20 protein-coding genes are annotated in these 24,596 nt (G+C 44.0%); 15 read left to right on the top strand and 5 right to left on the bottom strand.

The genetic code is table 11. The features are described from left to right. Positions 1-287: 287 nt before the first annotated feature. The 3 genes from HXT19_RS05010 to HXT19_RS05000 all read left to right on the top strand — a co-directional run bounded on the left by HXT19_RS05010 (position 288) and on the right by HXT19_RS05000 (position 3,556). The gene (locus tag HXT19_RS05010) at positions 288-1,718 is read left to right on the top strand and encodes a hypothetical protein (RefSeq protein WP_004114528.1); all 1,431 of its coding nucleotides are present in this window, start codon (positions 288-290) and stop codon (positions 1,716-1,718) included. A gap of 537 nt (positions 1,719-2,255) precedes the next feature. After that, positions 2,256-2,729: a helix-turn-helix transcriptional regulator gene (locus HXT19_RS05005; protein WP_004113003.1), complete on the top strand. Its 474-nt coding sequence runs from the start codon at positions 2,256-2,258 to the stop codon at positions 2,727-2,729. A gap of 38 nt (positions 2,730-2,767) precedes the next feature. Next, on the top strand, positions 2,768-3,556 hold the full coding sequence (locus HXT19_RS05000; RefSeq protein ID WP_032834329.1) for a zeta toxin family protein: 789 nt from the start codon (positions 2,768-2,770) through the stop codon (positions 3,554-3,556). A gap of 330 nt (positions 3,557-3,886) precedes the next feature. Here the strand turns inward: HXT19_RS05000 and HXT19_RS04995 are convergent, their stop codons facing one another. From HXT19_RS04995 to HXT19_RS04975, 5 genes are all read right to left on the bottom strand, one after another. Further along, on the bottom strand, positions 3,887-3,961 hold the full coding sequence (locus HXT19_RS04995; RefSeq protein WP_369803150.1) for a 50S ribosomal protein bL37: 75 nt from the start codon (positions 3,959-3,961) through the stop codon (positions 3,887-3,889). A gap of 102 nt (positions 3,962-4,063) precedes the next feature. After that, entirely contained in the window at positions 4,064-5,023 is a 960-nt protein-coding gene (locus HXT19_RS04990) for an aldose 1-epimerase family protein (protein ID WP_020759597.1), read from the bottom strand. 71 nt (positions 5,024-5,094) lie between these two features. Then, positions 5,095-5,595 carry a Cys-tRNA(Pro) deacylase gene (ybaK, locus tag HXT19_RS04985; protein WP_004112997.1) on the bottom strand — a complete coding sequence of 167 codons (501 nt, stop codon included), beginning with the start codon at positions 5,593-5,595 and terminating at the stop codon, positions 5,095-5,097. Positions 5,596-5,705: 110 nt separating this feature from the next. After that, on the bottom strand, positions 5,706-6,761 hold the full coding sequence (gene gap / locus HXT19_RS04980) for a type I glyceraldehyde-3-phosphate dehydrogenase (RefSeq protein ID WP_004112995.1): 1,056 nt from the start codon (positions 6,759-6,761) through the stop codon (positions 5,706-5,708). Between the two features lie 174 nt (positions 6,762-6,935). Beyond that, complete coding sequence (locus tag HXT19_RS04975; protein WP_004112993.1) at positions 6,936-7,673, bottom strand: thiamine diphosphokinase; 738 nt, start codon at positions 7,671-7,673, stop codon at positions 6,936-6,938. Between the two features lie 301 nt (positions 7,674-7,974). Here HXT19_RS04975 and infC point away from each other — a divergent pair, with 301 nt between their 5' ends. The 12 genes from infC to HXT19_RS04915 all read left to right on the top strand — a co-directional run bounded on the left by infC (position 7,975) and on the right by HXT19_RS04915 (position 24,318). Next, the gene (gene infC / locus HXT19_RS04970) at positions 7,975-8,709 is read left to right on the top strand and encodes a translation initiation factor IF-3 (protein ID WP_013399724.1); all 735 of its coding nucleotides are present in this window, start codon (positions 7,975-7,977) and stop codon (positions 8,707-8,709) included. After that, positions 8,690-8,884, top strand: coding sequence for a 50S ribosomal protein L35 (gene rpmI / locus HXT19_RS04965; RefSeq protein ID WP_004112988.1), 195 nt, complete (start codon positions 8,690-8,692; stop codon positions 8,882-8,884). Before infC ends, rpmI begins: the two co-directional genes overlap by 20 nt. Before the next feature lie 56 nt (positions 8,885-8,940). Beyond that, the gene (gene rplT, locus HXT19_RS04960) at positions 8,941-9,324 is read left to right on the top strand and encodes a 50S ribosomal protein L20 (RefSeq protein WP_004114536.1); all 384 of its coding nucleotides are present in this window, start codon (positions 8,941-8,943) and stop codon (positions 9,322-9,324) included. Between the two features lie 364 nt (positions 9,325-9,688). Continuing rightward, complete coding sequence (locus tag HXT19_RS04955; protein ID WP_004112985.1) at positions 9,689-9,982, top strand: ACT domain-containing protein; 294 nt, start codon at positions 9,689-9,691, stop codon at positions 9,980-9,982. 19 nt (positions 9,983-10,001) lie between these two features. Continuing rightward, on the top strand, positions 10,002-11,366 hold the full coding sequence (locus HXT19_RS04950) for a PFL family protein (RefSeq protein WP_004574905.1): 1,365 nt from the start codon (positions 10,002-10,004) through the stop codon (positions 11,364-11,366). Positions 11,367-11,447: 81 nt separating this feature from the next. Continuing rightward, positions 11,448-12,470 carry a ribokinase gene (locus HXT19_RS04945; RefSeq protein WP_004114540.1) on the top strand — a complete coding sequence of 341 codons (1,023 nt, stop codon included), beginning with the start codon at positions 11,448-11,450 and terminating at the stop codon, positions 12,468-12,470. Positions 12,471-12,537: 67 nt separating this feature from the next. Then, positions 12,538-13,554: a ribose-phosphate diphosphokinase gene (locus HXT19_RS04940; RefSeq protein WP_004112979.1), complete on the top strand. Its 1,017-nt coding sequence runs from the start codon at positions 12,538-12,540 to the stop codon at positions 13,552-13,554. 172 nt (positions 13,555-13,726) lie between these two features. Then, positions 13,727-14,023 carry a 30S ribosomal protein S6 gene (gene rpsF, locus HXT19_RS04935; protein ID WP_004112977.1) on the top strand — a complete coding sequence of 99 codons (297 nt, stop codon included), beginning with the start codon at positions 13,727-13,729 and terminating at the stop codon, positions 14,021-14,023. 74 nt (positions 14,024-14,097) lie between these two features. Continuing rightward, entirely contained in the window at positions 14,098-14,739 is a 642-nt protein-coding gene (ssb, locus tag HXT19_RS04930; RefSeq protein ID WP_004112976.1) for a single-stranded DNA-binding protein, read from the top strand. A 205-nt stretch (positions 14,740-14,944) separates the two neighbouring features. Continuing rightward, a complete protein-coding gene (gene rpsR, locus HXT19_RS04925; protein WP_004105399.1) occupies positions 14,945-15,193 on the top strand; it encodes a 30S ribosomal protein S18 in 249 nt (82 codons plus the stop codon). 16 nt (positions 15,194-15,209) lie between these two features. Next, entirely contained in the window at positions 15,210-15,656 is a 447-nt protein-coding gene (gene rplI / locus HXT19_RS04920; protein ID WP_004117309.1) for a 50S ribosomal protein L9, read from the top strand. A gap of 1,330 nt (positions 15,657-16,986) precedes the next feature. After that, positions 16,987-24,318: a peptidase gene (locus HXT19_RS04915; RefSeq protein WP_422119651.1), complete on the top strand. Its 7,332-nt coding sequence runs from the start codon at positions 16,987-16,989 to the stop codon at positions 24,316-24,318. Positions 24,319-24,596: the final 278 nt, after the last annotated feature.

The raw sequence follows: 24,596 nt of genomic DNA, 5'->3' as shown, positions 1-24,596 counted from the left end.
TTAAAAACCTTGAAACAATGTGTTTTTACGGTTTTATTAGTGTTAATCCACAAATATTATGATGAAAATAGTTTTTATTGTGGATTAGTTTGTGTATAACATTATTTTTTTCTGTTTGTTTTGTGTGATTGCCTCTTGACTTTTTTAAACGGGGGGGGGTATGTTAATAACAGCTGCTAGCTAGATGCTCTAGATGGTGGTTATCCACAATATTTCGGAATGTTGTTGGATGTTTAAAATTTCTCTTCGCGTGTTTTACGTGGAGGAGAAGAAGAAAGGAAATTAAAATGATGAATAAGAAGGCTATCGCCGCTTTCGCTGCTGGCGCAACTTTGCTTGCCGGCTTCGCAATGGCAACCCCAGCATTCGCTGGTGCCAAAGGTGATGCTCTTGCTGATGCTGTACAAATTCATGAGGCTAACAAGACTCTTCGTGAAAGCCAGCGTGCTGTGAGAACTGCAGAGATAAGTTTGGTCAAGCTTCAAAGCGCCCAAGCTGCAGCTAAGACGGCTTATGAGAATGCTAAAACCAAGTTTGATGCTGCTAAGAAGGCTGCAGAAGCTGCTAAGAAGGCAGTGGAAGATGGCTTGACTGCTTATCTTGGAAAGCATGTTAACGATAAGGATTTCGATAAGACTAAAGCTACTGCAGAATATAAGCAGTCTGAAGAATACAAGAGTTTAGATAAGGCTAATACTGAAGCTGAAGCGAAGCTTAAGGATACAGATGCTGAAGGCAAGACTCTTGAGAAGAAAGCTGAAGATTTGAAGACTGCTCTTGATGCTGCTGATGCTAAGGTTACAGCTCAGACTGAGGCTGTTGCTGCTGCTAAGGCTCAGGTTGAAGCCAATCAGCGTTATTTGAACGCGTTGCGTGGTGTGAATCCAGGCGGTGAGACTAAGCCAGATCAGACTAAGCCTGGTGAGACCAAGCCAGATCAGACTAAGCCAGATCAGACTAAGCCAGATCAGACTAAACCTGTTCAGACTGCTGATCCATCTAAGTCTGCTGCTTCTGCTGAGTTGATGCGTACTCAGGTTGTGCTTGCTGAGGCTGATGCTACTAATAAGGATGCTCAGGAGAAGTTTGTTAAGGCTAAGGCTGATTTTGAGGCTGCTAAGACTCAGATGGCTGCTTTGGATGCTCAGGTGAAGTCTGCTGCTGATCGTGAAGAGGCTCTTCGCGTGGCTGGTAAGACTGATACTGATGCTTACAAGGCTGCTGTTATTGATTTGAAGGCTGCTCAGTCTAAGGCTAATGCTTATAGGACTCATGAGTATGCTGATGCTGAGAAGAATTTCGGAGAGAAGAGTGGTAAGGCTTTGCTTGCTGCTACTGCTTATAATACTGCTCTTGTGAATTATCGTGCTGCTTTTAATAAGGCTGTTGAGGTTGAGGCTTCTGCTGTTAAGGGCTTTGCTGATCCTAACACTTTGAACCCAGTTTCTACTGATTTCCCTGCTGCTTCTGCTGCTGCTAAGGCTGAGGCTAAGAAGGTTGAGGCTAAGGCTCAGACTGCTGCTCCAGCCGCTGGTAAGGCTGGTGCCGCTGCTGCTGCTAAGGGTGAGCTTGCTGGTATGGGCACCAAGGGTGGTAATGGTCATGGTGGTAAGGCTGGCGAGCAGCTTGGTAATGCTGGTGTTGGTGTTGCTTTGACTGCTTTGGCTGCTTCTATGCTTGCTGGTATGGGTGCTGCTGTTCGCAAGATGCGTCACTAAGTTAAAAAGCACGTTAAGTGTTATCGGTGAGCGTGCTGCGTATTTTTCAGTGCGCTCACTTCTATGATTTTGCTCTCAACTGTGGTAGTTTTCTTTGATTTCTGTCGCAAGTTTTCTTGCAGGATTGCATTACTGGTTTTTACTGTTTTGCTTAATTTCCTTTTTTCGCAGTGGATTCTGGTGATGCTGGTTTTGTGAGTTGACTGTTGAGGGTAATTAGCAGTGCTGTTTTTGCTAGGGACAGTAATAGTGCTGTGATTATTAAGGGCTTGGAGATAGATGCTACTAGGGGCGTCAACTCTCCGAGCCTTTTTGTTTTCTTTAAATCTTTTATTTTGGCTTATGACCCTTTTTATTTTCAATTATTGAGCAATTTAATATTTTTGTATGTGTTGTGAGAGTTTAAAAATTTTGTAAAGATTTTGCACCAAAATTGGTGCTTCAATGTTTTTTGTTATATGCTTATATCACAAATAAATCTTAAATCTTAATTTTGAATTAATTGTTATTGCAGATTTTTTATAAAAGGGCGTATATATGGTTTCTGTGAATATTCGAGCACTACGTCGCTCAAAAAAAATAACTCAACAAGAGTTAGCTGAAGCATTAGGAGTATCTCGTAATAGCATTGTGCGATACGAAAATGGTACAAGTGCTATTTCAACTAGGTTAATAGATAAGATTTGTGATAAATTCAAGGTTTCTCTTTTTGATATCGTACATGAAAAAGAATTATCTGCATCTGATAAATACGATTTGAATATGAAGATTGAAGTTTTAAAGGAGCGTGGCGCACTTTTACTGGCTCGTTTATATAAATACGAGGATAGTATGAATATACAATTTGATGATTCTTCTAATGCATGGATTGCAATTAGTGATGATTTATCAGATGTAATTAATACAAAGATTTATACATCTACAAATTTTGAAGATATAAATCGTTATATCGGATATTTAGATGGCATAGAACGCTTGCTTGAATACGTAAGTTGCAATAAAAATAGTTAACAATCGTATAGAAAAATATGGGTAAGTGTGATTTTGCTATGGTTATAGAAGATTTTAGCGAAGAGTATTTTACTCACTGTTTGTTAAGAAATTTACGTTCTTTACAAATGTATAAGCATGCAGATTTGCATCCTAAGGCGGTTTTACTCGGTGGACAAAGTGGTGCTGGCAAAACGACCATTCATGTAATAAAACAAAAAGAATTTAACGGTAACATAATAATCCTTGATGCTGATAGCTATAGGACTCAACACCCTTATTATTGCGAGTTGCTTGATAAATACGGTAAAGAAAGTGTTAAATATACGAGTGCTTTTTCAGCAAAAATGGTAAGAAGCTTAATTGATGAGTTAAGTTCTAAAAAATATAATCTCATAATTGAAGGTACTTTGCGCAGTGTTGAAGTGCCTAGCAGCACTGCAAAAATGTTGATAGATCGCGGTTACCGTGTTTCTCTTGCTGTCATCGCAACAAAACCTGAATTGTCATGGATCAGTACACTGATTCGCTACAGGGAAATGTATTTGGAAGATCCTAAAAGTGCTAGGGCAACTCCTAAGGATCATCACGACAATATTGTGAACAATATAGTAGATAACTTGTTGAAATTAGAACAATCGAAAATATTTGACAGAATTCAGATTTACAAGCGAGACGAAAAATGTATATATGATTCTGATTCGTATAAAAATAGTCCAAATATTACAGCAGCTAGTGTTCTTAAGGAAGTGCTCTTTGGCAAGAAAACTATTGATGAGAAAAAGTTGATTTGCCACGCTAAGAATAGGTTGAATGAACTAGACAAGTTGATAGATAAAAGTTTGTAGAATTTGCAGAGACTTGCATTAGCGCGGCTGATTTGCGCGAGTGGGTTATTTTGTAGTATTTTGTTTTTTTTTTATCCCGCATTTGTTCCCATATTTGGCGTTTTGATAAACAAATGCGGGGTAAGAGATAGGCAGAGTGAAGAGTTGTGGGGTAAAAAATTCAGATAAGCGGCAAAAGGTGTGTCAACAACTCGAGTTTTCGTTGAAATATCAAGAAAGACTTGTCGTAGTTAATATAAAAAACGAGCATGTCCACAATAAAAGTGAATATGCTCGTCTTTTTTAAAATAGTTTAAAATCACCAAAAATAAAGGTTAATAAATCACTAACTTAAGCATTTGGTCTTTTGCCGTGATTTGCTGCCTTTTTGCGGCGTGCCTTGCGCTTACGTCCACGCATACCCATAATAAACTCCTAACGATTAAAATGAACAACCTTAGGGATTATCGCACATTGCCAAGACGTTCAAGCTTTTGTCTTTCACCAGATGTCACATATATGCAGCTATTACATATTCTCAATCAGAGGTGAAATTCTAAATTGGTTAACAACAGTTTCCTGTGGTGCTATAACAGTCAAGTCTGTTCCTGTGTTAAATGCATTCGCATACGCCGTCTGTGGTTCTACAGCAACTCCGCAAGGATGCTTGTCTGCAGGGAAACCAGTTGCAGTGCACACTTGGAATGATGTTACGCTTTTGTCGCCTTTTACCGCTATTTGTAAGTCGTCAGCTCGCGTAAAAATCGCAGTAGTCCACTCATCGTCATCCCTAATTAAATCAGTCCAAGCATCATCAAATGGCTGATTAACTAAAAATGGATTATCGCGTAAATCAAATCGCGTTCCGTCTACGCTTTCTGTACCAACTGGTATTAAACGTTCATTTGCGCGCACATGCGTTTTTGCAGGAAGCTTAAGCTTGCACTTAGAGTTTAGTTGATCAATCTCGTCTCCATGCCCTTGTAATCCGTTGCACAGCCAAGGGTGCATTGCAGCAGCCCATGGAGCATCATCATTGCCATGATTGGTTGTATTCAACGTTAAATGAATCCCATAATCGTCAAGCTCCCAAGTGGCTATGGTGACAATGTCAAAAGGATATCCTTCCATATTTGGTGATCGCCATAAAAGACTCACACTGGATTGTGTAACGCTTAAAGTTTGCCAGTATGAACGGTATCCGTAGCCGTGCAAAGCTGTGTCTCTATCTCGCTCGTCGATAGGCAGAGTATAAGACGCGTTTTGGAACTTGTAAGACGCTTTATCTACACGATTTGGGAAAGGAATAAGTATTTGTCCATTGAAGCAAGGCGGTAACTCGTCAGCCTCAAATGGCACAACAATATCACTATTTCTCCAAGTAAAATTGCGTAGTGCAGCCCCAAGTTGTGTTATTGTAGCCTTGTAATCTTTGTGGCAAATCGTGTATTGGTTACCTGTTCTCGGTGGTAACGAATACGATTTCATAAATCACCCCTATGTGAAAACGTTTTAATACTTCTAATATAATTTAATACTTCTAATATAAATTGTATTACTTAAGCTAATATATCTGCTACGGTTGCGTTAAGCAAGCTAACTAAATCGTTTGGATTTAGAACAACATCAAGACCGCGTTTGCCTCCAGAAACAAGAATCTCATCAAAGTGCATAACACTAGCATCCAGAACGGTTTCGTGATGAGTACGCTGACCAAATGGGCTGATTCCGCCAACCACGTAGCCGCTTTCGCGTTGGGCTACATCTGGGCTTGTCATACTGGCTTTTTTGGCATTTACTGCGCTAGCAATCGCCTTCATACTCAATCTACCGTTTACTGGCACAATCCCAACTACGCGTTTTTCCCCAGTGTCTACCATAAGTGTTTTGCACACTTGTTCAGCATTTACGCCTAATTTTTGCGCTGCTTCCATGCCATACCCATCATCCATGTGGTCTGCATCGTGCTCATAGTCAACAACGCGGAACGTAATTCCAGCGTTTTCTAACTGTGCGATTGCTGGCGTTGCTTTACCTGTCGTAGCATGTTTTTTGCTCATTTTTACCCCCCGTGTGCAAAATGTTTTGCGAAAACCCCCTGCGATGAGTCACCGCAAGGGGTTTATAGCTTTTATTTAAGCTTTATTAGCTTTACCGTGTTTCGCTAACTTTACTCAGCAATCTCAGCGAAGTAAAGCAAGGTGCGAATCATGTTAGCAGTAAAGCCGTACTCGTTATCGTAGAAGGTAACGGTACGAGCCAAAGTTACGCCGTCAACAGTGTTAACATCGGTCTGAGTTGGATCGAAAACGCCACCGTGGGTGTCGCCAATAATATCGGAAGACACAATGCTATCGGCATTGTAACCGAAGTATTCGCAGTTTTCGAATGCCTTCTTAAAGGCTTCGTTGATTTCTTCGGTGGTTGCTGGCTTCTCGAGAACAGTGGTCAACTCGGTAACAGATCCATCTGGAACCTGAATACGCTGAGCATGACCCTGAAGCTTTCCGTTAACCTCTGGAACAACCTTGCCGATTGCCTTAGCAGCACCAGTGGAGTGCTCGATGGTGTTGCAAGCTGCAGAACGGTTGTTGCGTGGCTTGGAGCCGCGTGGACCGTCGAGAATCATCTGGGTGCCAGTGTAAGCGTGGATGGTGGTCATGAAGCCAGACTTAATACCCCAGTTATCCTGCAAAAGCTTAACCATTGCAGCCATGGAGTTAGTTGTGCAAGAGCCAGCGGACACAATGTTGTCGGTTGGCTTCAAAATGTCTTGGTTCACACCAAACACAACGGTTGGGGTGGTTTCGTCTTTAGCAGGAGCGGAGATAAGAACCTTCTTAGCTCCAGCGTTCAAGTGAGCCTGGGACTTTTCTGCAGAAGTGTAGAAACCAGTGCACTCGAGCACGAACTCAACGCCATCGTTCTTAACCCATGGAATATTGTTTGCATCTTTTTCAGCGTAAACCTTGTAAGTCTTACCATCTACGACGATTGCGTCTTCTGTGGAGGTAACCTCAACTGGGGTGCCGTCGTCGTGGCGGAAAGTGCCATGAGTGCTGTCGTACTTAAGCAAGTAAGCAAGCATCGAAGGAGTGGTCAGATCGTTGATGGCTGCGACTTCGATATCGCCAGCTTGACCGCCACGAGCCTGAAGCTCAAAAATACGACGGAATGCCAAACGGCCGATACGTCCAAAGCCGTTAATACCAATCTTGACTGTCATATGGGATCTCCCTTGAGTGAAACCTTAACGCATAGTTCTAGCGATTTTTCGCGATTTTTAACAATACGTTTTGGTCTTCGTTATTTAAACTAACATGTTCATTTTAATGTGCGGTATGTACGACGCATTACGAGGCATTTTTGCTCTCTACACCGCAAATTGCGATTATTTACGCTATTTTGATGGCACAGCTAGAGCGCTTGAAATGCTAGTGTTTATATCTCCCAAATCGCCAACTGGCCGCTTAAACCAGCTGACTTGCGGCAGTGGAGCATCTATAGGGAATGTGATTACAAGAGTGCCTTCATGAACGTCAATATGTGCAGGAGTGTCGTTTAGTAACTCGTTGCTTAAGCCTTGAACGGCATCACCATACATAGTTGCGTGCTGAAGTTGATATTTAAGACCAATCTCGTTTACATCGCTAGAAACGGGCGTGTGTGAGAACACAGAAACCATGCGGCCTTCGTGACCATTAGATGCAGGAAAGTCAAGAGAACCGTTGTGAATTGCTGTAACAATCGTGCCGTCTCCATACAAGAATCCAATTCCGCCTCTAACGGCAAGTCGAACCATAAGCTGAATATTGGAAATCGTGTGATCGACGCGACCGCCTAAGCCGCCAAAAATATGGAATTCTCTAGAACCTTTAGCCCAGCCAACTTTAAGAGCAGAAAGCAAATCTGGATCATCTTTTTCGGCGGGAAGTCGTGTAATGGCAGCATCTGTTGGAAGCTTTAAGCGCACAGAATCAAAGTCACCAATTAGAGCATCAACATGCAAGCCGAGTCTGCACGCATGATCCCAGCCACCATCTGCCGCAATAGTTAAAGCGCGATCAGGAACATGTTCGCGCGTATGGTCGTAATAATCTCCAGCTGCTAAAACAACGCAGCGCTTTAAAGGCTCCATAGTCTCATAATATCGCGCGCGTGGAATTGCGTTTATTTTGCGTGTTTTACTGCGATTTGTTTAGTATTTTTGAGCACGGTTGATTATTGGCATTGATTAATGTCAAGGCTCCAAGTAGAATAGACATTTGGCTTGAGTAATCAAGAAAGTGGTATATCCCACCTGGAAGCCCAAAGTGGTTTCGGGTTCATGACTTCGGTCACGTGGCATTTATTTATTGCTACAAAGCCGCACGGCTATGAATTTAGGTTGCGTGCTTATTTTGATTGATGTGTGAACTTGAATTTATCTTTGCCTTTTGGTGTGCTGTTCCACTGTTTTAACAAGGATTGGAGTCATCATTAGCGACGAACCACGCATTAACGAAGAGATTCGCGTCTCCCAGGTACGCCTTATCGGTCCGAAAGGCGAGCAAGTGGGGGTCATCGCGACCTCGGTAGCGTTGAACCTGGCAAAGGAAGCGAACCTCGATCTCGTCGAGGTGGCACCTACTGCTAAGCCTCCTGTAGCCAAGCTTATTGACTACGGTAAGTACAAGTACAACGAGAAGATTAAGGCTCGTGAAGCGCGTCGTAATCAAAGCACAGCTGAGATTAAGGAAATTCGTTTCCGACTCAAGATTGATGATCATGATTTTGACGTTAAGAAGGGTCATGTTCTTCGATTCCTAAATGGCGGCGATAAGGTTAAAGTCACCATTATGCTGCGTGGTCGCGAGCAATCGCGTCCTATCGGCGGAGTTGAGTTATTGCGTAGGCTTGCAGATGAGGTTTCCGAAAGTGGAACTATTGAGTTTGCCCCTAAGCAGGAGGGTCGTAACATAATAATGACTCTCGCTCCTAAGGGCAAGAAGATTCATACTCAGTCTGAGCAGCGTCGTAGAGGCGCTGAATCGCGCGCAGAACGTCAGGCTCGCCAGGCAGCGCGTCTTGCAGCAAAGCAAGGAACTCAGGATGCGGCAGCAGTCGCAGCACAAGCTTCTGTAGAATCTGATCAGAATCATAAGGAGGGCAGCAATGCCGAAGATGAAAACTAATTCCGCAGCGTCCAAGCGCGTTCGCCTTACCGGCACTGGTAAGGTAATGCACGATGGTAGCGCAATGCGCCACAACTTGGAGCATAAGTCTGCTCGCAAGCGTCGTGCTTTGTCTGCAGATAAAGTTTTGGCTACAGCACAGAGCAAGAATTTGAAGGGCTTGCTGGCTAAGTAAGTTGCAGTAAAGCGAAGACGCAATTAAAGATTTTTTAAGAAAGCTGAGGAATACTTATGGCACGAGTAAAGCGCGCAGTTAATGCTCACAAGAAGCGTCGCGTTGTTCTTGATAGGGCTTCGGGTTATCGCGGTCAGCGTTCCCGTCTTTATCGTAAGGCAAAGGAACAGCTGCTTCACTCATTTACTTACAACTTCCGCGACCGCAAGGCTCGCAAGGGCGACTTCCGCAAGTTGTGGATTCAGCGTATTAACGCTGCAGTTCGCGCAGAAGGAATCACCTACAACCGCTTCATTCAGGGCTTGCGTTTGGCTGGCATCGAATTGGATCGCCGCGCTTTGGCTGAGCTCGCTGTTAGCGACGTTGAAACCTTCAAGGCAATCGTTGAAGCTGCTAAGGCTGCTTTGCCAGCTGATGTGAATGCTCCAGTAGAAGCCTGATTTAGTTTGATTTAGCCTGTTCGGTCTGACTATTCTAGCTAAGCTGATTAGTCAGGCTAAATAGATTAGACTGAATAGATTAAGCTAAATAGATAGTTTAGCTAGGTTTTTATATTAAACCCGCCCATTGTGGCGGGTTTTTGTATAAGTATTTTGCATATTATGTATGTTGCGTTTTATACATAACGGGCAATAGTATAAGCATTGAGCAAAAACCAGCGCTTTACTAGATCGAAACAGATCAGGTGACGTGCTGATGAGTCGCCAGCAACCGTCGGTCGGTAAGGGTTTTGCGCCTAATAAAAATAAAAAATAAAAAAATAATAAGACCAATAAAAGAGAAAAATCGCCAATAGGAGTGATTATGAACACCACTAATCATGATGAAAACAAAGCCGTAATCACCGTAGTAGGCAAAGATGCCGTAGGAATCATAGCCAAAGTAACATCACATTTAGCAAGCCGCAAAGCGAATATCCTAGACATATCTCAAACAATCGTCAATGGCTTTTTTAACATGATGATGATTGTAGACGTAAATGAAATAAGCGTAGAATTTGGCGAATTAGCGGAAGAACTAGCAAAACTAGGCGAAGAAATCGGCGTTCGCATACACTGCCAGCGCGCGGAAATTTTTACAAACATGCACAGAATCTAGGTATTAGTAGGAGAAACCCATGCTAAACATTATGGAAGTGAGCGAAACAAACTCAATGATCGAGCAAGAAAAACTCGACGTTAGAACCATAACAATGGGAATAAACCTGCTAGACTGTGCAGACGCAAGCGTGCAAAAAGTGTGCGAAAACGTGTACAACAAGATTACGCGCCTTGCAAAAGACTTAGTCAGCACGGGCTGCGCGATTGAACGCGACTACGGAATTCCTATTGTGAACAAGCGCATAACCGTAACACCAATAAGCCTAGTTGGAGCTTCTGCGTGCAAAAGCCCAGACGATTTTGTGCAAATTGCGCACGCGCTAGACAAAGCAGCAAAAAAAGTTGGAGTGGATCTAATCGGCGGATACTCAGCGCTGCCTGCAAAATCTATGACAACAGCCGACCGCATGCTTATAGAATCATTGCCAAAAGCCTTGAGTGAGACAGATATTGTGTGCTCAAGCGCAAACGTAGGTTCCACACGCACTGGAATTGACATGTATTGCGTGGAGTTACTTGGGCGAGTAATCAAACAAATCGCACAGGCAACTGCAGACCGAGACTCCTACGGATGCGTGAAGTTCGTAGCATTCTGCAACGCTCCAGACGATAATCCGTTTATGGCAGGTGGATTCCACGGAGTAACAGAAGGAGACGCTGTGATAAACGTTGGCGTATCTGGACCAGGCGTGGTTTCGCGCGCGCTAGACGAGGCGCGCGGGAAGGATTTTGCGTTCTTGTGCGAAACGATTAAGCGCACGGCTTTTAAGATTACGCGAGTAGGCCAGTTGGTTGCGCAAGAGGCATCTAGAAGGCTAGGGGTGCCGTTTGGCATAATCGACTTGTCGCTTGCGCCAACACCAGCCGTGGGAGACTCCGTAGGCGAAGTCTTAGAAAAAATCGGACTTTCTACTGTTGGCGCTCCTGGCACAACAGCCGCTCTTGCAATGCTTAATGATCAAGTTAAAAAAGGCGGAATAATGGCTAGCAGCTACGTTGGTGGGCTTTCTGGCGCGTTTATACCTGTTTCGGAAGACGCAAACATGATTGCTGCGGCAAAGTCAGGCTGCCTTAGAATAGAAAAGCTAGAAGCAATGACGTGTGTATGCTCTGTAGGCTTAGACATGATTGCAATTCCTGGAAGCACAACAGCTGCAACAATATCTGGAATGATAGCGGATGAGGCAGCAATAGGAATGATAAATCAAAAAACAACTGCTGTGCGCATAATCCCTGTGGAAGGGAAAAGCGTTGGGCAAATGGCCAATTTTGGCGGTTTAATGGGGTATGCTCCGATTATGCCAGTAAACACCGAAAGCTGCGAGGAATTCGTTTCGCGCGGTGGGCGAATTCCAGCGCCTGTGCATAGCTTTAAAAATTAGGGCGATGTCGTCTAAAAGTGACGACGTCTAAAATTGTGTGAATATCTGTGAATATTTATGAATATTTATGAAAGGGTTTCTATGATAGAAAAAACTACTCCGTTAAGCAACGAAAATCTTGCTAACGCGCTTAAAAAAATAGGCGAAAGTCAAAATCATGTTGCTGTAGTAGGTTCCATGAACGCAGATTACACAATAGTTGCCGATCGTCTTCCAAATCCTGGAGAAACTGTAAACGGAAGTGATTTGCGAGTACTACCAGGAGGAAAATCTGGGAATCAAGCCGTTTCTGCAGCAAAAATCGGCGCGAATGTGCAAATGTTTGGTGCTGTAGGCAGCGACGAAAACGCAGAATTCCTTCTTAACACGCTAGAATCTGCAGGTGTAGACACATCTAAAATTTTACGTGTAGAAGGCATAAAAAGTGGCGCAACAGTAATAACAGTAGATGCAAAAGCTGGCGAAAACACAATCGTCTATGCTCCAGGATCCAATGCAAAAGTAAGTGTGGAATATATTAGTCAAGAAGATGTTAAGAAGGCTATTAGCAGTGCAAGCGTTTTAGGATTGTGCCTTGAAAGCCCAATGGAAACTGTAACGGAGGCTGCAAAAATTGCGCGCACAGCTGGCGTAAAAGTTTTACTTAATAATTCGCCTTTTGTAAGCGAGCTGCCACGCGAGTTGATTGAAAACGCAAGCATACTGCTTGTAAACGAGCATGAAATGGCGCAATTACTTAAAATTCACGAGCCAGAAGATGGCAATTGGGATGATTTTGACTGGTTTGATGCGGCGCGCATTATGCACGAGTATGGTTTCGACGAGGCAGTTGTGACTCTTGGTGCAGAAGGCTCTGTTGTTTTAGATTACAATGCGGAAGATGGTAAAAAGGCTGTTCGCATATGCCCGCAAAAAGTTTCTGCAGTAGACACCACGGGATGCGGTGACGCATTTATGGGAACCGTTTTGGCAGGACTTGCAGCTGGATTTAGTCTAGCTCAAAGTGCGCAAGTGGCAACATATGTTTCTGCGTACGCAGCAACAGGATTTGGAGCGCAATCGTCTTACGGCAGCGCGCAACAGGTGGTTCGTGCGTTTGAGTAGTGGCGCTGTATGCTGATAGACTAGGTTAGTATGCGTTTTTACAGATTTTGCAAATGGGAAGGCAGATATGTCAACAATTCTTGAAGGCACTCCAAAAAAGCAAATGATGCTGGTAACGGGTAGAGCGTATCCGCAACTTGCGGAAGAAACTGCCAAATACCTTGGAATAGACGTTCTAGAAACAACTGCCTACGATTTTGCAAACGGAGAAATGTATGTGCGCTTTACGCAGCCAGTTCGAGGCGCAGACGTTTTTGTTTTGCAAGCGCACACCGATCCAATCAACAATTGGATTATGGAACAGCTGCTTATGGTTGACTCTTTAAGGCGAGCATCCGCTAGAAGCATAAACGTTGTAGCACCTTTCTTTGGGTATTCGCGTCAAGATAAAAAGCATCAAGGTCGTGAGCCAATTACAGCGCGACTTATGTTTGACTTATTCCGTTCCGCTGGAGCTAAAAGGATTCTTACCGTTGACATGCACGCGGCTCAAGAGCAGGGATTCTTCGACGGACCTGTAGACCACTTAACAGCAATGCCAGTGTTGATTGATTACGTTCGTAACACTATGAGCCTAGAAAACACTACGATTGTTTCTCCAGACGCTGGACGAATCAAGGTTTCGGAGCAGTGGGCCGCAAAGCTTGGTGGATTGCCGTTAGCGTTTATTCACAAAACTCGAGATACAACAAGGCCAAATCACGCGGAAGCGCACGGAATTATTGGCGATATTCAAGACAGAGATTGCATTGTTGTAGACGATATGATTGACACGGCCGGCACGATTTGCGAAGCTGTTCGCACGCTTAGAGGAGCAGGTGCGAAGTCTGTTACTTTGGTGGCAACTCATGCGCTTCTTTCAGGACCTGCCGTAGAGCGACTTAAAGGTTGCGGAGCTCGCGAAATCATTTTGACAGACACTGTTCCTGTTCCAGAAGAAAAGCGCTTAGAGAATATGACGGTTCTTTCGATTGCACCTCTTCTTGCTGCTGGAATTAGGTCTGTGTTCAGGTCTGGATCGCTTGTTTCGCTTAGAAACGCACTTCCAGAAGACATGAAGCACAGAAATATTTACGCTCATTAGTGTTGTTGATTAGCTGCGCGGTGGCGAGTCGCCAGCATGATGTAGACTTAATAGGTTGTTCGTAAAATTAAATATGCAAAAAATATTGCGTAATAACTTAATTTGCGAACGATTTGCAAACACACTCCTGCTGTGGAAATTCCACAGCCGAATAGTCCGAAGGAGGTGGGTGATGTCTGCACATAAGTATGAACTGATGTTCATTGCCGATCCAGAGCTTGATGAGCGCGGTCTTAAGAAGTTGACCGAGCAGTATCTTGAGCTTGTCACCAAAGAGGGCGGTTCCGTTGACGGTACCGACTACTGGGGTCGTCGTAAGCTTGCCTATGAGATTGACGGCAAGACTGAAGGCAACTACGTTGTAGTGAATTACACTGCTGAGCCAGCTCTTAGCGACGAGCTTGACCGTGTTTTGAATCTTAACGAATCTGTAGTCCGCACGAAGATTCTTCGCAAGGACGCAAAGTAAAGTCAAAATAAAGTTGGATTTTTGTTCTAAAATCTCAAAGTAAGAAAAGTCTTAAAGTAGGGAATGAGGCTGCAATGGCTGGAGAAACTGTTATAACGGTGATTGGAAATTTGGCTAAAGAGCCAGAAACTGCCACCAGTTCTAACGGCAGTGTTAGAACTTCTTTCACAATTGTGTCTAATTCTTCGACTTTTGACAGAAGAACAAATAGCTACATTAATGGCACACCATTATCGCTTAGATGTGTTGCATGGGGAGACTTAGCTGAGCATTGCGCGCAAACGCTTACAAAGGGAATGCGTGTTATTGTTCAGGGCAGATTGCGTGCAAACAACTACGTTGATAAAAACAGCAACGAAAAGCGATACAGCATCGATTTGATGATTGATGAAATTGGGCCATCCCTGCGATTTGCTACTGCTCAAGTTAATCGTTTGAGCTCTAAAGGCGGTTTTGCTGGGAACAATAATGGATTCAATCAGGGCGCTGGTGCTGGAGCTGGTATGAATGCTGGTGGATACACTGGCGGTTATGCTGGCGGCGCGAATTATGCGAATAGTGCGGCTGCTGGTGCTGGAATGAATGCGCAAAATGGCGCTAATCAGGGCGTAAACGTTGAAGACCCGTGGAGTGCTTCTGCTCCATCAAATGGCGGATTTGCAACGTTTGGAGCTAGCTCCGATTTTGGTGGATCAGACGAAGAGCCAGAGTTCTAGTTTACTAGCTTACTAGGCGAGATAATGGCGGTTAATCCGCGGTTGCTTGCGACTATCTGGTTAGGCGCTTGTTAGTCTAATCTAAAACATAATTTAGAATTTGATTTAAAATCTAACTAAAAATTGACTTTTATAAACTTAAAAACATCAGTTTAGCGTGTAAACAAAAATAAATGTTTATAACGCATTTGAGAGAGGACATCCTATGTCACGTAAGAGGCCGCAACCACCGGTCAAGCCTTTCAAAAAGAAGCCAAATCCTTTGAAGGCTGCCAAGATTACTGAAATTGATTACAAGGACGTTGCTTTGTTGCGTAAGTTCGTTTCGGACCGCGGCAAGATTCGTTCCCGTCGTATTACTGGTGTAACCGTACAGGAACAGCGCAAGATCGCGAAGGCAGTTAAGAACGCTCGCGAAATGGCTTTGCTCCCATACGCCACCACTGGTCGCTGATTGAGAGGATAAGAACATGGCAGAAACCAAGGTTATTCTCACCAAGACCGTTGCAAACTTGGGTCACTCTGGTGACGTTATTACTGTTAAGGCTGGTTACGCACGTAACTACTTGATTCCACAAGGCTTAGCTTTTGCATGGAATAAGGGTGCTGCTTCCCAGATTGAAGCGATGCGCCGCGCTCGCTTGGCTAAGGCTGTTGCCACTCGCGAAGAGGCTGTTGCAGCTAAGGCAGCAATCGAAGGCGCTGTTGTAGAAATCGCCGCTAAGGTGAGCGAGTCTGGCAAGCTCTTCGGTGGTATTTCCGCCGATAAGATTGCTGCTGCTTTGGCACCAAAGGCCGCCGTTGAAGCACGCGCTATTAGCGTTGCTGCAATCAAGACCACTGGCGAATTCCCAGCAACTGTGGCTCTTCACCCAGAAATCAGCGCTTCCTTTACTGTTAAGGTTGTAGCTGAGTAGTTAAACGTGTTCCAGCTTCCCACGCGAGTGTTGCGAGTTTTGTAGGATTTGCGTTGTATTTGCGTTGGGAGGCAATCCATTTGGATTGATCTTAAGCATTGGCTCTGTGTGAGTTGTGGCGAGTTTTACTTGCTGTGACTCACACAGAGCTTTTTATTATTCTGCGTGCGAATCGACCTGCATGGGCGCTTTGTGCTTTTCCCAAGATTTGTTACATATGTCTCGCTCGTGAGGCATTTGTAACGTTTTTTGACCCAAATTCGTTATATTTGCATCATTGATGAGATATTTGTAACGTTTTTTGGCTTAATTTCGTTAGATTTGTCTCGCTCGTGATGCAAATATAACGCGAGCGATATTACCCATTTGTTGTTACGCGAGGTTTGATGTATTTCTCTCCTCGCAAGTCCCGTCGCTACGCTCCTCTTTTATTGCTCGTATAGAAATACATCAAACCTTCTGAATATCTAGGACTTTTGCGTGGTTTTTATCACCGATATTCGAGATTTTTCTTCTTCATTCGATGAATCACCATCGGAGGACTGCGAATCGACCTGCATGGGCGCTTAAAGCGTAGCGCGCGAATGCACTTCGATTCGCTGAGCTTGCTCAAAGTTGAAAGCACAGTGTGCTTTCAACGCAAGCGAAGACGTGAGCGCGCTGTAACGCGCGAGCGATACATCTCATTCAGTGCGAAAAATCTCGAATCTCTACCTTGCTTGCGCGACGACCTGCTTTTTCGCTTAGAGCGTAGCGCGAAAAGGCAATTCGGAGCGCTGAGCCGCTCAAACGTAAAGTCCAGTGGACTTTACATGCGGCGAAGACGTGAGCGCGGCTAATCCGCGCGAGCGATATTCCTTGTTTGTTGTTGCGCGAGGGCTGGGTGTTTCTACGTTCGCGAGGGGTATTCCCGCGTTTGTTTATCGAAATACCAAATATGGGAACAAACGCGGGATAAAAGTAAAAAACCCACTGCAGAGGGTCTAAAATGTGATTTGTATCATAACAAATGTTTAGATTGGTTAATGAAAAGTTGTGAAAAAACGCCCCTATTCAAAATATTTGCAAAAAAATATTAATCCCTAAAACCGTTGAAAAATATGGCTTGGGGGGGGGGGTACTATAGGCTTTTTTGATTTAAACATATGTTATTTGACTTCAAAAAAATTTTTAAATTGTTATAATAACCTAACAAAGATAGCTTGCGATTTTATAAATGTGAGCTATGAAAATTTTAAATTAGCGTTGTTGAAAATTTGCATTTTGCATGTCTATAGGCGGACATGCGAATCTGCCTTGTTATCGGATCACTAAGTGAAAGAAGTATATCATGGTATCAAAATCCAGAAAGCATGCGAATACTGTGAAGTTAGATGCTGTAGTAAGTAAAGCTATTGAAAAGGCTGTCGATATGCGTAAGGTGGCTGCTCTTTCGGCTGGTGCTGCTGGCGTGATCGCTGGCGCCGCGATTGCTTTTGGCGCAACTCCTGCAATGGCTGTGGAGGCTAATGTTGCTCCTGTTAATACGAATGATTCTACAAAGGAGCAGAATTTAGTTGCTAAGAAGAATGCTGAGGCTGATGGCTCTAAGGATTCTGATAAGACTGCGACCGAAACTACTAAGAAGGATTATGCTTCTAAGATTGAGGATTCTAAGAAAGCTGAGCCTTCTGCGGCTAAGAATGATCAGGCTGATAAGAAGGTTGCTACAGACAAGAATGTTGCCGAGACTCAGTATAACAAGTCTAAGACCGAACAGAATTTAACTAGCAGTAAGAATGCTTCTGTGCAGTCTGTAGTAAAGACTGATGGTAAGAAGCAAATTGAGAATAATGCTGAGCAGAAGAAAATCGCTGAGCAGAATACTGCGAGCACTGAGTCTGTAGATAGTAAGACCACTACCAATAAGACTCCTGCAGCTGATAAGACTAATACAACCAGTAGCACCACTGCGGAAAATAACGCACCTGCAGAAAATGTTGCAAAGAAGAGTCGTATAAAGCGTTCGCTAGATGAAAATAAGCAACCTGAGACTCCTGCAAGCACAGTACCTCAGGAAGAAGATCGCGCTGGCACAGAGCACAATCCTGATGAGGTAGTTTTTTCACAAAATCTGCCAAACATTTATGGTTGGGCAACTCCTAGCAACACGTTTGATACACAACTTGAAAAGCAGAAAGTTGTGTACCATTTGCCAAAGAGTGCGGATGGCAAGCCGGTTGTACGCGTAGTAATTCTTCCAGATTCAAAAGATAGTATTAATACTGATGATCCTGAAGCTTACAAGAAAATCATCGAATTTGATTCTGAGCGCAAAGATGAAATGCACCAAAGTTATTCTGGAATTTACGAGTTAAAGACAAATACTGACGGTAGCGTGGACTTGATTATGCAGCAGCCATTCAGGGATGGCGGCATATCTTCGGGTCAAGGCTATTGCGCAAACCGCTCAATCTTCTTGTATTACGATAAGACTAATTTGCAGCATGACAAAACATCTAATAACTTCCGTGTTGCGACGCTTGTTCCGCCAAAAACAGCAGGATCAATCGTCTTAAAGTATAACGATAGATTGACGGCAGATAAAGTACGAGAAGTACTTCACAAAGCAGTAAATCTTCCTACTGAACATAAGTCTGGTAGCAGTGTAGCTGATCAGCTTGTTGCTCAAAGTAAGTCAACAGGTGTTGGTTTACGCGTTGATGAAAACACTGTTAATAACACTCCAGATACGGTAGACGCAAAAATTCCGCAAAGTCTGGGTTCTTATGACGAAGCTATGTTCAAAGAAATCAATAATAAGAATGGTGATGATTACTCATTTGGCGAGCGAAAGCTTAAAACGTATCTTGTAACAGATTTGGGAATGAAGTCTCCGGAAATACCTCTTACTGTAGTGCGCTATAGTACTCGCATTGAGAAGCCAGTTGTGGATACAGTTGATTTTAGCAAGTTGACAGAGGATCAAAAGACTCAAATCAAAAAGAATCTTGCAAAACTTAACGGCGTATCTACTGACAAAGTTACGTTTGATAACAATGGCACTGCAACAATCGACTTCGATGGCTTGAGCCCGCAAGATGATCCAAAGATTCCTTTGAGTGATTTAGTGCTTACAAGAGTTGCTACTGATAAAGTTGCAATTCCAAGTGATTCTGAAAACTCGAAGGTTAAGGCAGTGGTTGTTGCTAATCCTTTGGGCTATTCGCAAGCTGAGTTGAAGCAAATCAAGAAAGCTATTTACGAAGCTAATAAAGACAATCAAGAGCTTGGTTTAAGTGCAAAAGACTACGAAAAGCAGATTTCGCTTGAGTATCTTACGGGAGATACGACTGCAAGTGGTGGTCAGAACACGGGCATTTCCAACGGTATGAATGAAAATAAAATTACCGTTACTATCAGAACCGATAAAGCATATGCTCAGTTTGAGTCCGACATTCAGAAGCATGAGCTTACGCGTTTGATTGATTTGCGCAAGGATTACACGCTTAGCTGGGAGGCTAGCAATAACAAGATTAGTGGGCGCACAAGCGATGAAGGTCTTGCTTGGATGGAAGATGGCAAGACTCTGGTTTACCGTTACGATCCAGATAAAGGCGAGCAAATCAATACGAAAGCCGTACTTGGTTTATTGAAAGCTACTGTAAAGTCTGATGTGAAGACTGATAACCCACAGTTGCGAGAGAATCTTCTTGGAACTGAGATTGATACTGTTAAGCGAGAAGGTTCGAACGGGCAAGCTAGACGTACTCACAGGTCTTACACGGTTGACGACAAAGGAGAGCCAATTGGTGTTCTAAATCTTGTTAAGCTTAATGGTAGTAGCTATGGCGGTTTTGCAAAACCTGTTGATAACTCCAACAAGAAGATGGGTGACGAGCAGTCAAGTGTAGGCGACTTTACGTTTGACGATGACAGCAAAAAGGTAAACGTTGCTGGTAAAACAGGCAAATTCATGCTCGGGCGCTTGTTTATTGAGCCTTATAGCTTGTATTACTACAACTACGTGTATGGCGAGAACAAGTATAATTTGCGCAATACTCCTAAGGGTATCAACGTGGTGTTTGTACCGCAGACGAAGAATAAGATAAAGGATCTGAAGAATTCAGTTGGCGAGCACAAGACAACTACGGTTGACAATAAGGAAGTTCCTACCGTTGCTGCGTATTACAATGCGTCTGCTGATAAGAAAGCTGCGTATGACGATGCGTTGAAGGTTGCTCAGGATACGCTTACAAAAGTTGGTAACAAAACTGATGCTGATTTAACCGAAGAGCTTAAGGCTGAGGTTGATAACGCGACTATTACTTTGAATAAGGCGCGCGAGGCTCTTGATGGTGATGCTACCAAGAAGGAAGAGCTGAATAAGTCGATTGATGAAGATGGAACACCTGCTCAAGGTCAGCAAGCTACAACTGGTACGAAGGCAAGCGATAAATATAAGAATGTTACTGAGCCTGACTTCAAGGATGCTAACGGCAATACAGATACCACCAAGAACGAAGCTGCTAGGAAAGCCAAGACAGCTTACGATGACGCGCTGACTGAAGCCAATAAGGTAAAGGAAGACAAGAATGCCACGCAGAAGGCTGTTGACGACGCCAAGGCGAAGCTGGACGAAGCTCGTAAAGCCCTTAACGACTTCACCACCAACAAGGATGAGTTGAATAATGCTATCGCTCAGCATGGCAAAGTGAACACGGGCGATGCGACTAAGACTGGCAACGAAAAGCTTAAGACCGCCGACCCAACCTACCAGAACTCTACGTCGGATGAGCGTACAGCTTACGATAACGCTGTAAAGAAGGCAAACGAACTTTCTAAGGATCCAAACGCTTCTCAAAAGGATGTAAACAAAGCTATTGAGGATCTTAAGAAAGCTAAGGATGCGCTCGACAAGAATGCAACAGACAAATCTCCTCTTGACGCTGCCGTGCAAAAGAGCTTCGATAATCCTGATCCAAATGACGACAGCAAGCAGAGTGTATTCTATAAGAATGCAAAGAATAAGACTAATGACACTGCTGCTCAGCAAGCTGTTAAGAATTACGATGACGCTTTAAAGAAAGCTAAAGACGTCCTCGCAAACGACAAAGCCACCAAGAAAGATGTTGAGGACGCCAAGAAAGCGCTTGAAGCTGCTGAAACCGCACTTCATTCCGACAAATACTCTACCGATAAAACCGATCTTGGCAAAGCGCTTGCAGACAACTTCAGTGGCTATCTAATGCCAGCCTATTTCAATGCGTTTGATAAGGCGCAGGCTGATGGTCAGGATTCTCAGGCTGCGAAGGACTTCAAAGCCTATAACGACGCTTACCACGCTGCAAAAGATTTGATGACGGAGCTTAATAAGCCGAATAGTACGGTAACGCAAGAGCAGGCTGATAAGGTTAAAAATCAGCTTATTGAAGCTCGTAAACTTATTGACACATATGCAACAGACACTTCTAAGCTTTCGGCTGCTGCGCTTAATAACCTTGCAATACAAAACAGCCCTGCCTACAAGAATTTGAAGGCTCTTGCTGAAAAGGAAAATCCTAGTGAAGCAGAAAAAGCTGATGTAGAAGCTGCTAAGAAAGCTAAGAAGGCTTATGACGATGCAGCTGAAAAGCTACATAAGGCGATTACTAACACGCTTCCAAAGGATCAAGCAAATGGTCATGATATTCCTGATAACATTATCCCGAAGGAAGATGGCGACCCTAACGATAAGGACTACCTGAAAGGTATTCAGGCGCACAAGAACGGTGAGCCGCTGAATAGGGATGTTACCAAAATTCTTCAAGAAATGAATGATGCGGCGAAGGGTCTGGATAAGTTTGCGACTAAGACCGATAAGCTGCAGGAATCCATCAACAAGGATACCGATACTCAGCACGATCCAGCGTATAAGAATGCTAAGGATCCGCACAAGCTGGGTACTGATGGCAATGAAGATACTTCTGGATACGCTGATATCAAGCAGAAGGCTACAGACTACGACGAGGCGCTTGCTGATGCTAAGAAGCTTTTGACGGATCCAACCGCTACCCAGGCGCAGGTGGATGCGGCTCTTAAGAAGCTTGATGAGAAGCGTGACGCTCTTAAGGCTCAAGATACTAACGTTGAAGCACTGAAGAAGAGTGTTGATAAGAACGGTAAAGACGCAGAGGGTGCAAATCCTGCCGTCGAGGGCACAAAGGATTCCGACGCATATCGCAACGCATCTGATCCTCACTTCTTAACTGCTGATGGCAAGCCTGATGACACCAGGAACAACGCTGCTAAAGAAGCTAAGAAGGCATACGACAAGGCGTTAGCCGAAGCTCAGGAGTTGCTCTCAAAGCACGACGACACTAAGACGCCTCTCGATGCTAAGCCAACTCAGAAGCAGATTGACGATGCTTTGACAGAGCTCGATACCGCTCGTAAGACGCTTGAGGATACCTACAAGACCGACACTTCTAAGTTGAGCACTGAGGCGGATTTGTCTAAGGCGGATGCTGAAGGATCTTCTATAGATGGCAAGTTCGAGAACTCTCCAGAGTTCAAGAACGCCGACGCTAAGAAGGATGGTACCAGCGACAATGAGGATGTTAAGGCTTACAAGGATGCACTCAAGGCTGCTCGCGATCTTGTAAAGGCTGCAACAGATACAAACAAGAAGCCTTCTGAGCGTCCAACGCAGAAGCAGGTTGACGAGGCGCTTGAGGCTTTGAAGAAGGCAAAGCAAACTATTACTGATGGTTACAAGACCAATCTTGATGCGCTAACCGCTGCTAAAGATTATGCAAATGGTGACTTCAAAAAGACTCCTGAGTATAAGAATGCTAAGGCTATTAACGATGACCAGAATGCCGATCAAGATAAGAAGTCTAATGCGAAATCAGCTATTGATGCTTTGGATGACACTGTAACAGACAGTGCTTTGAAGAAAGCCAAGGACATCATTGATAATCCAACTGGCAAGACTCAGCAGGAAGTCGATGAAGCTCTTAAGACCCTGCAAGCAGCCATGGATACAGTTACCAACGGGTACAAGACTGTTGTTGATCCTCTTGAAAAGGAGGTTGGCGACAAGGATGCTACAGGCAAGCCTGTAACACCTCCATTTGAGGAGTCGATTCCGTACAAGAATGCTCTGTATAAGAAGCAGTCCGAAACTGGTACTGATGCAACGGCTGATACTTCTGCCACCAAGAAGCTTCAAGATTATAACGATAAGTTTGAAGCAGCGAAGAAGATTATTGATCAGGTGAAGAACCCAGATCCGAATGCTGATCCAGATAAAAAGCCAACTAATGCTGATGTTAAGACAGCTTTGGAAGCCTTGCAAAAAGCAAAGAAAGCTATCGATGACGCCTTTACGACCAATGCTAAGGCTTTGAAGGATGAGTCTGCGAAGTCTACTGCTGATGGTGTAACTACCGTTGGTAAAGATGACTTTGAGGCTACTACTGAGTTCAAGAACGCTGATTCTAAGAAGACTGATGACGGCAAGGATAATGCTGACATCACTGCTTATAGGGATGCGTTGAAGAAAGCTAGGGCTTTGCTTGAAAAGTTCGGTAATGACAATAAACCAAAGTCTGATCTAACTGACGTTCCATCTCAGAAGGAAGTTGACGAGGCTCTTAAGAAGCTTAAGGAAATCAAGGATAAAATTCTTGCTGATTATAAGACCAGTTCTACTGAGCTTCAGCAAGAAGTTGACAAGTCTAAGGATGGAGACAACGACAAGCGTGATGACGTGTTCGAGAACACTCCTGCGTTCAAGAACGCGACTGCTAAGGGTGATGACGCTGCTAAGAAGGCTCTTAAGGATTACAACGACAAGCTTACTGCTGCTAAGACTCTTCTCGCCAATTTTGATCGCACTACTGGTAAGCCAAAGACTAATCTTCCAGCTGGTACTAAAGTCCCAACTCAAAAGCAGCTTTACGATGCTCTAGATGCATTGCAAGCTGCTAAGAAGAAGATTACTGAAGGCTATAAGACTGATAAGTCTGATTTGAATACTGAGGCTGGCAATGATCCTGATTTCCGTAAGTCGATTCCGTTCATTATTGGTAAGGCTGCTGATTTGGCGGAGTATCAGCAGGCGTTGAATGATGCGGATAGTGTGCTTAATGATCCTAATGCTACTCAGGATCAGGTTGATCAGGCTCTTCGTAGGCTTCGTGATGCTAAGCAAAAGTTGATTGATGCTTATAACAGACTTATTAATAGTGGCAGTGGTGTTGGTGACAATACTGGTGTTGGTGTTAATGATTCGAATAATACTAGTGTTAATAATGTTGTTGATAAGAGTGTTTTGCAGGCTGAGGTTGATCAAGCTCTTGGTGATGTTTCGGCTAATGCTAGTGGCGTAGTGGCTGATTCTAACTTGGTCAGTGAGTTTAATGCGGCTTTGAATTATGCTCGTTTAGTGTTAGCGGACGCGAATGCTACTCAGGGGCAGGTTGATTCGGCGTTGGCTCGTTTGCGTGCTGCGCGTGCAGCTTTGCGTGCGGGTATGCTTGCGGCGCGTAACTCTGCTGGAATGAATTTCAAGCGTGGTGACGTGAGTGGTGTTAATACTGGCGCTAGTTCCTCGGTGTTTGCTGCTTTGGCTGCGGTGTTTGCTGGGCTCGGAGTGGTTGGTGCTGCGTCTAAGCGTAGGAAGCATTCGGCTCGTTAGTTTAATCTGTAGCAGTGTGTGATGCTGCTGCAACGTAGTGTAGATTAATGGCTTGGGGATAGTTTCTTCAAGCCATTAATTATTTGGTGTTGCGCACTATTCCTTACTTGGTATTGCGCGACATTCTCTGTTTACTGTTGTATGAGGGCTGGCTAATTCTACGCTCGCGCGTTACATCGCGCTCACGCCTTCGACGCACGTAAAGTCCACTGGACTTTACGTTTAAGCGGCTCAGCGAATCGAGGTGACTTCTCGCGCATTATGCAGCTCGAAGTCGT

This window comes from Gardnerella sp. DNF00038 (assembly GCF_049262855.1).
Classification (GTDB): Bacteria; Actinomycetota; Actinomycetes; order Actinomycetales; family Bifidobacteriaceae; genus Bifidobacterium; species Bifidobacterium vaginale.
The sequence above is the reverse complement of the archived record's forward strand: the minus strand, read 5'-3'. Positions and strand labels throughout refer to the sequence as shown.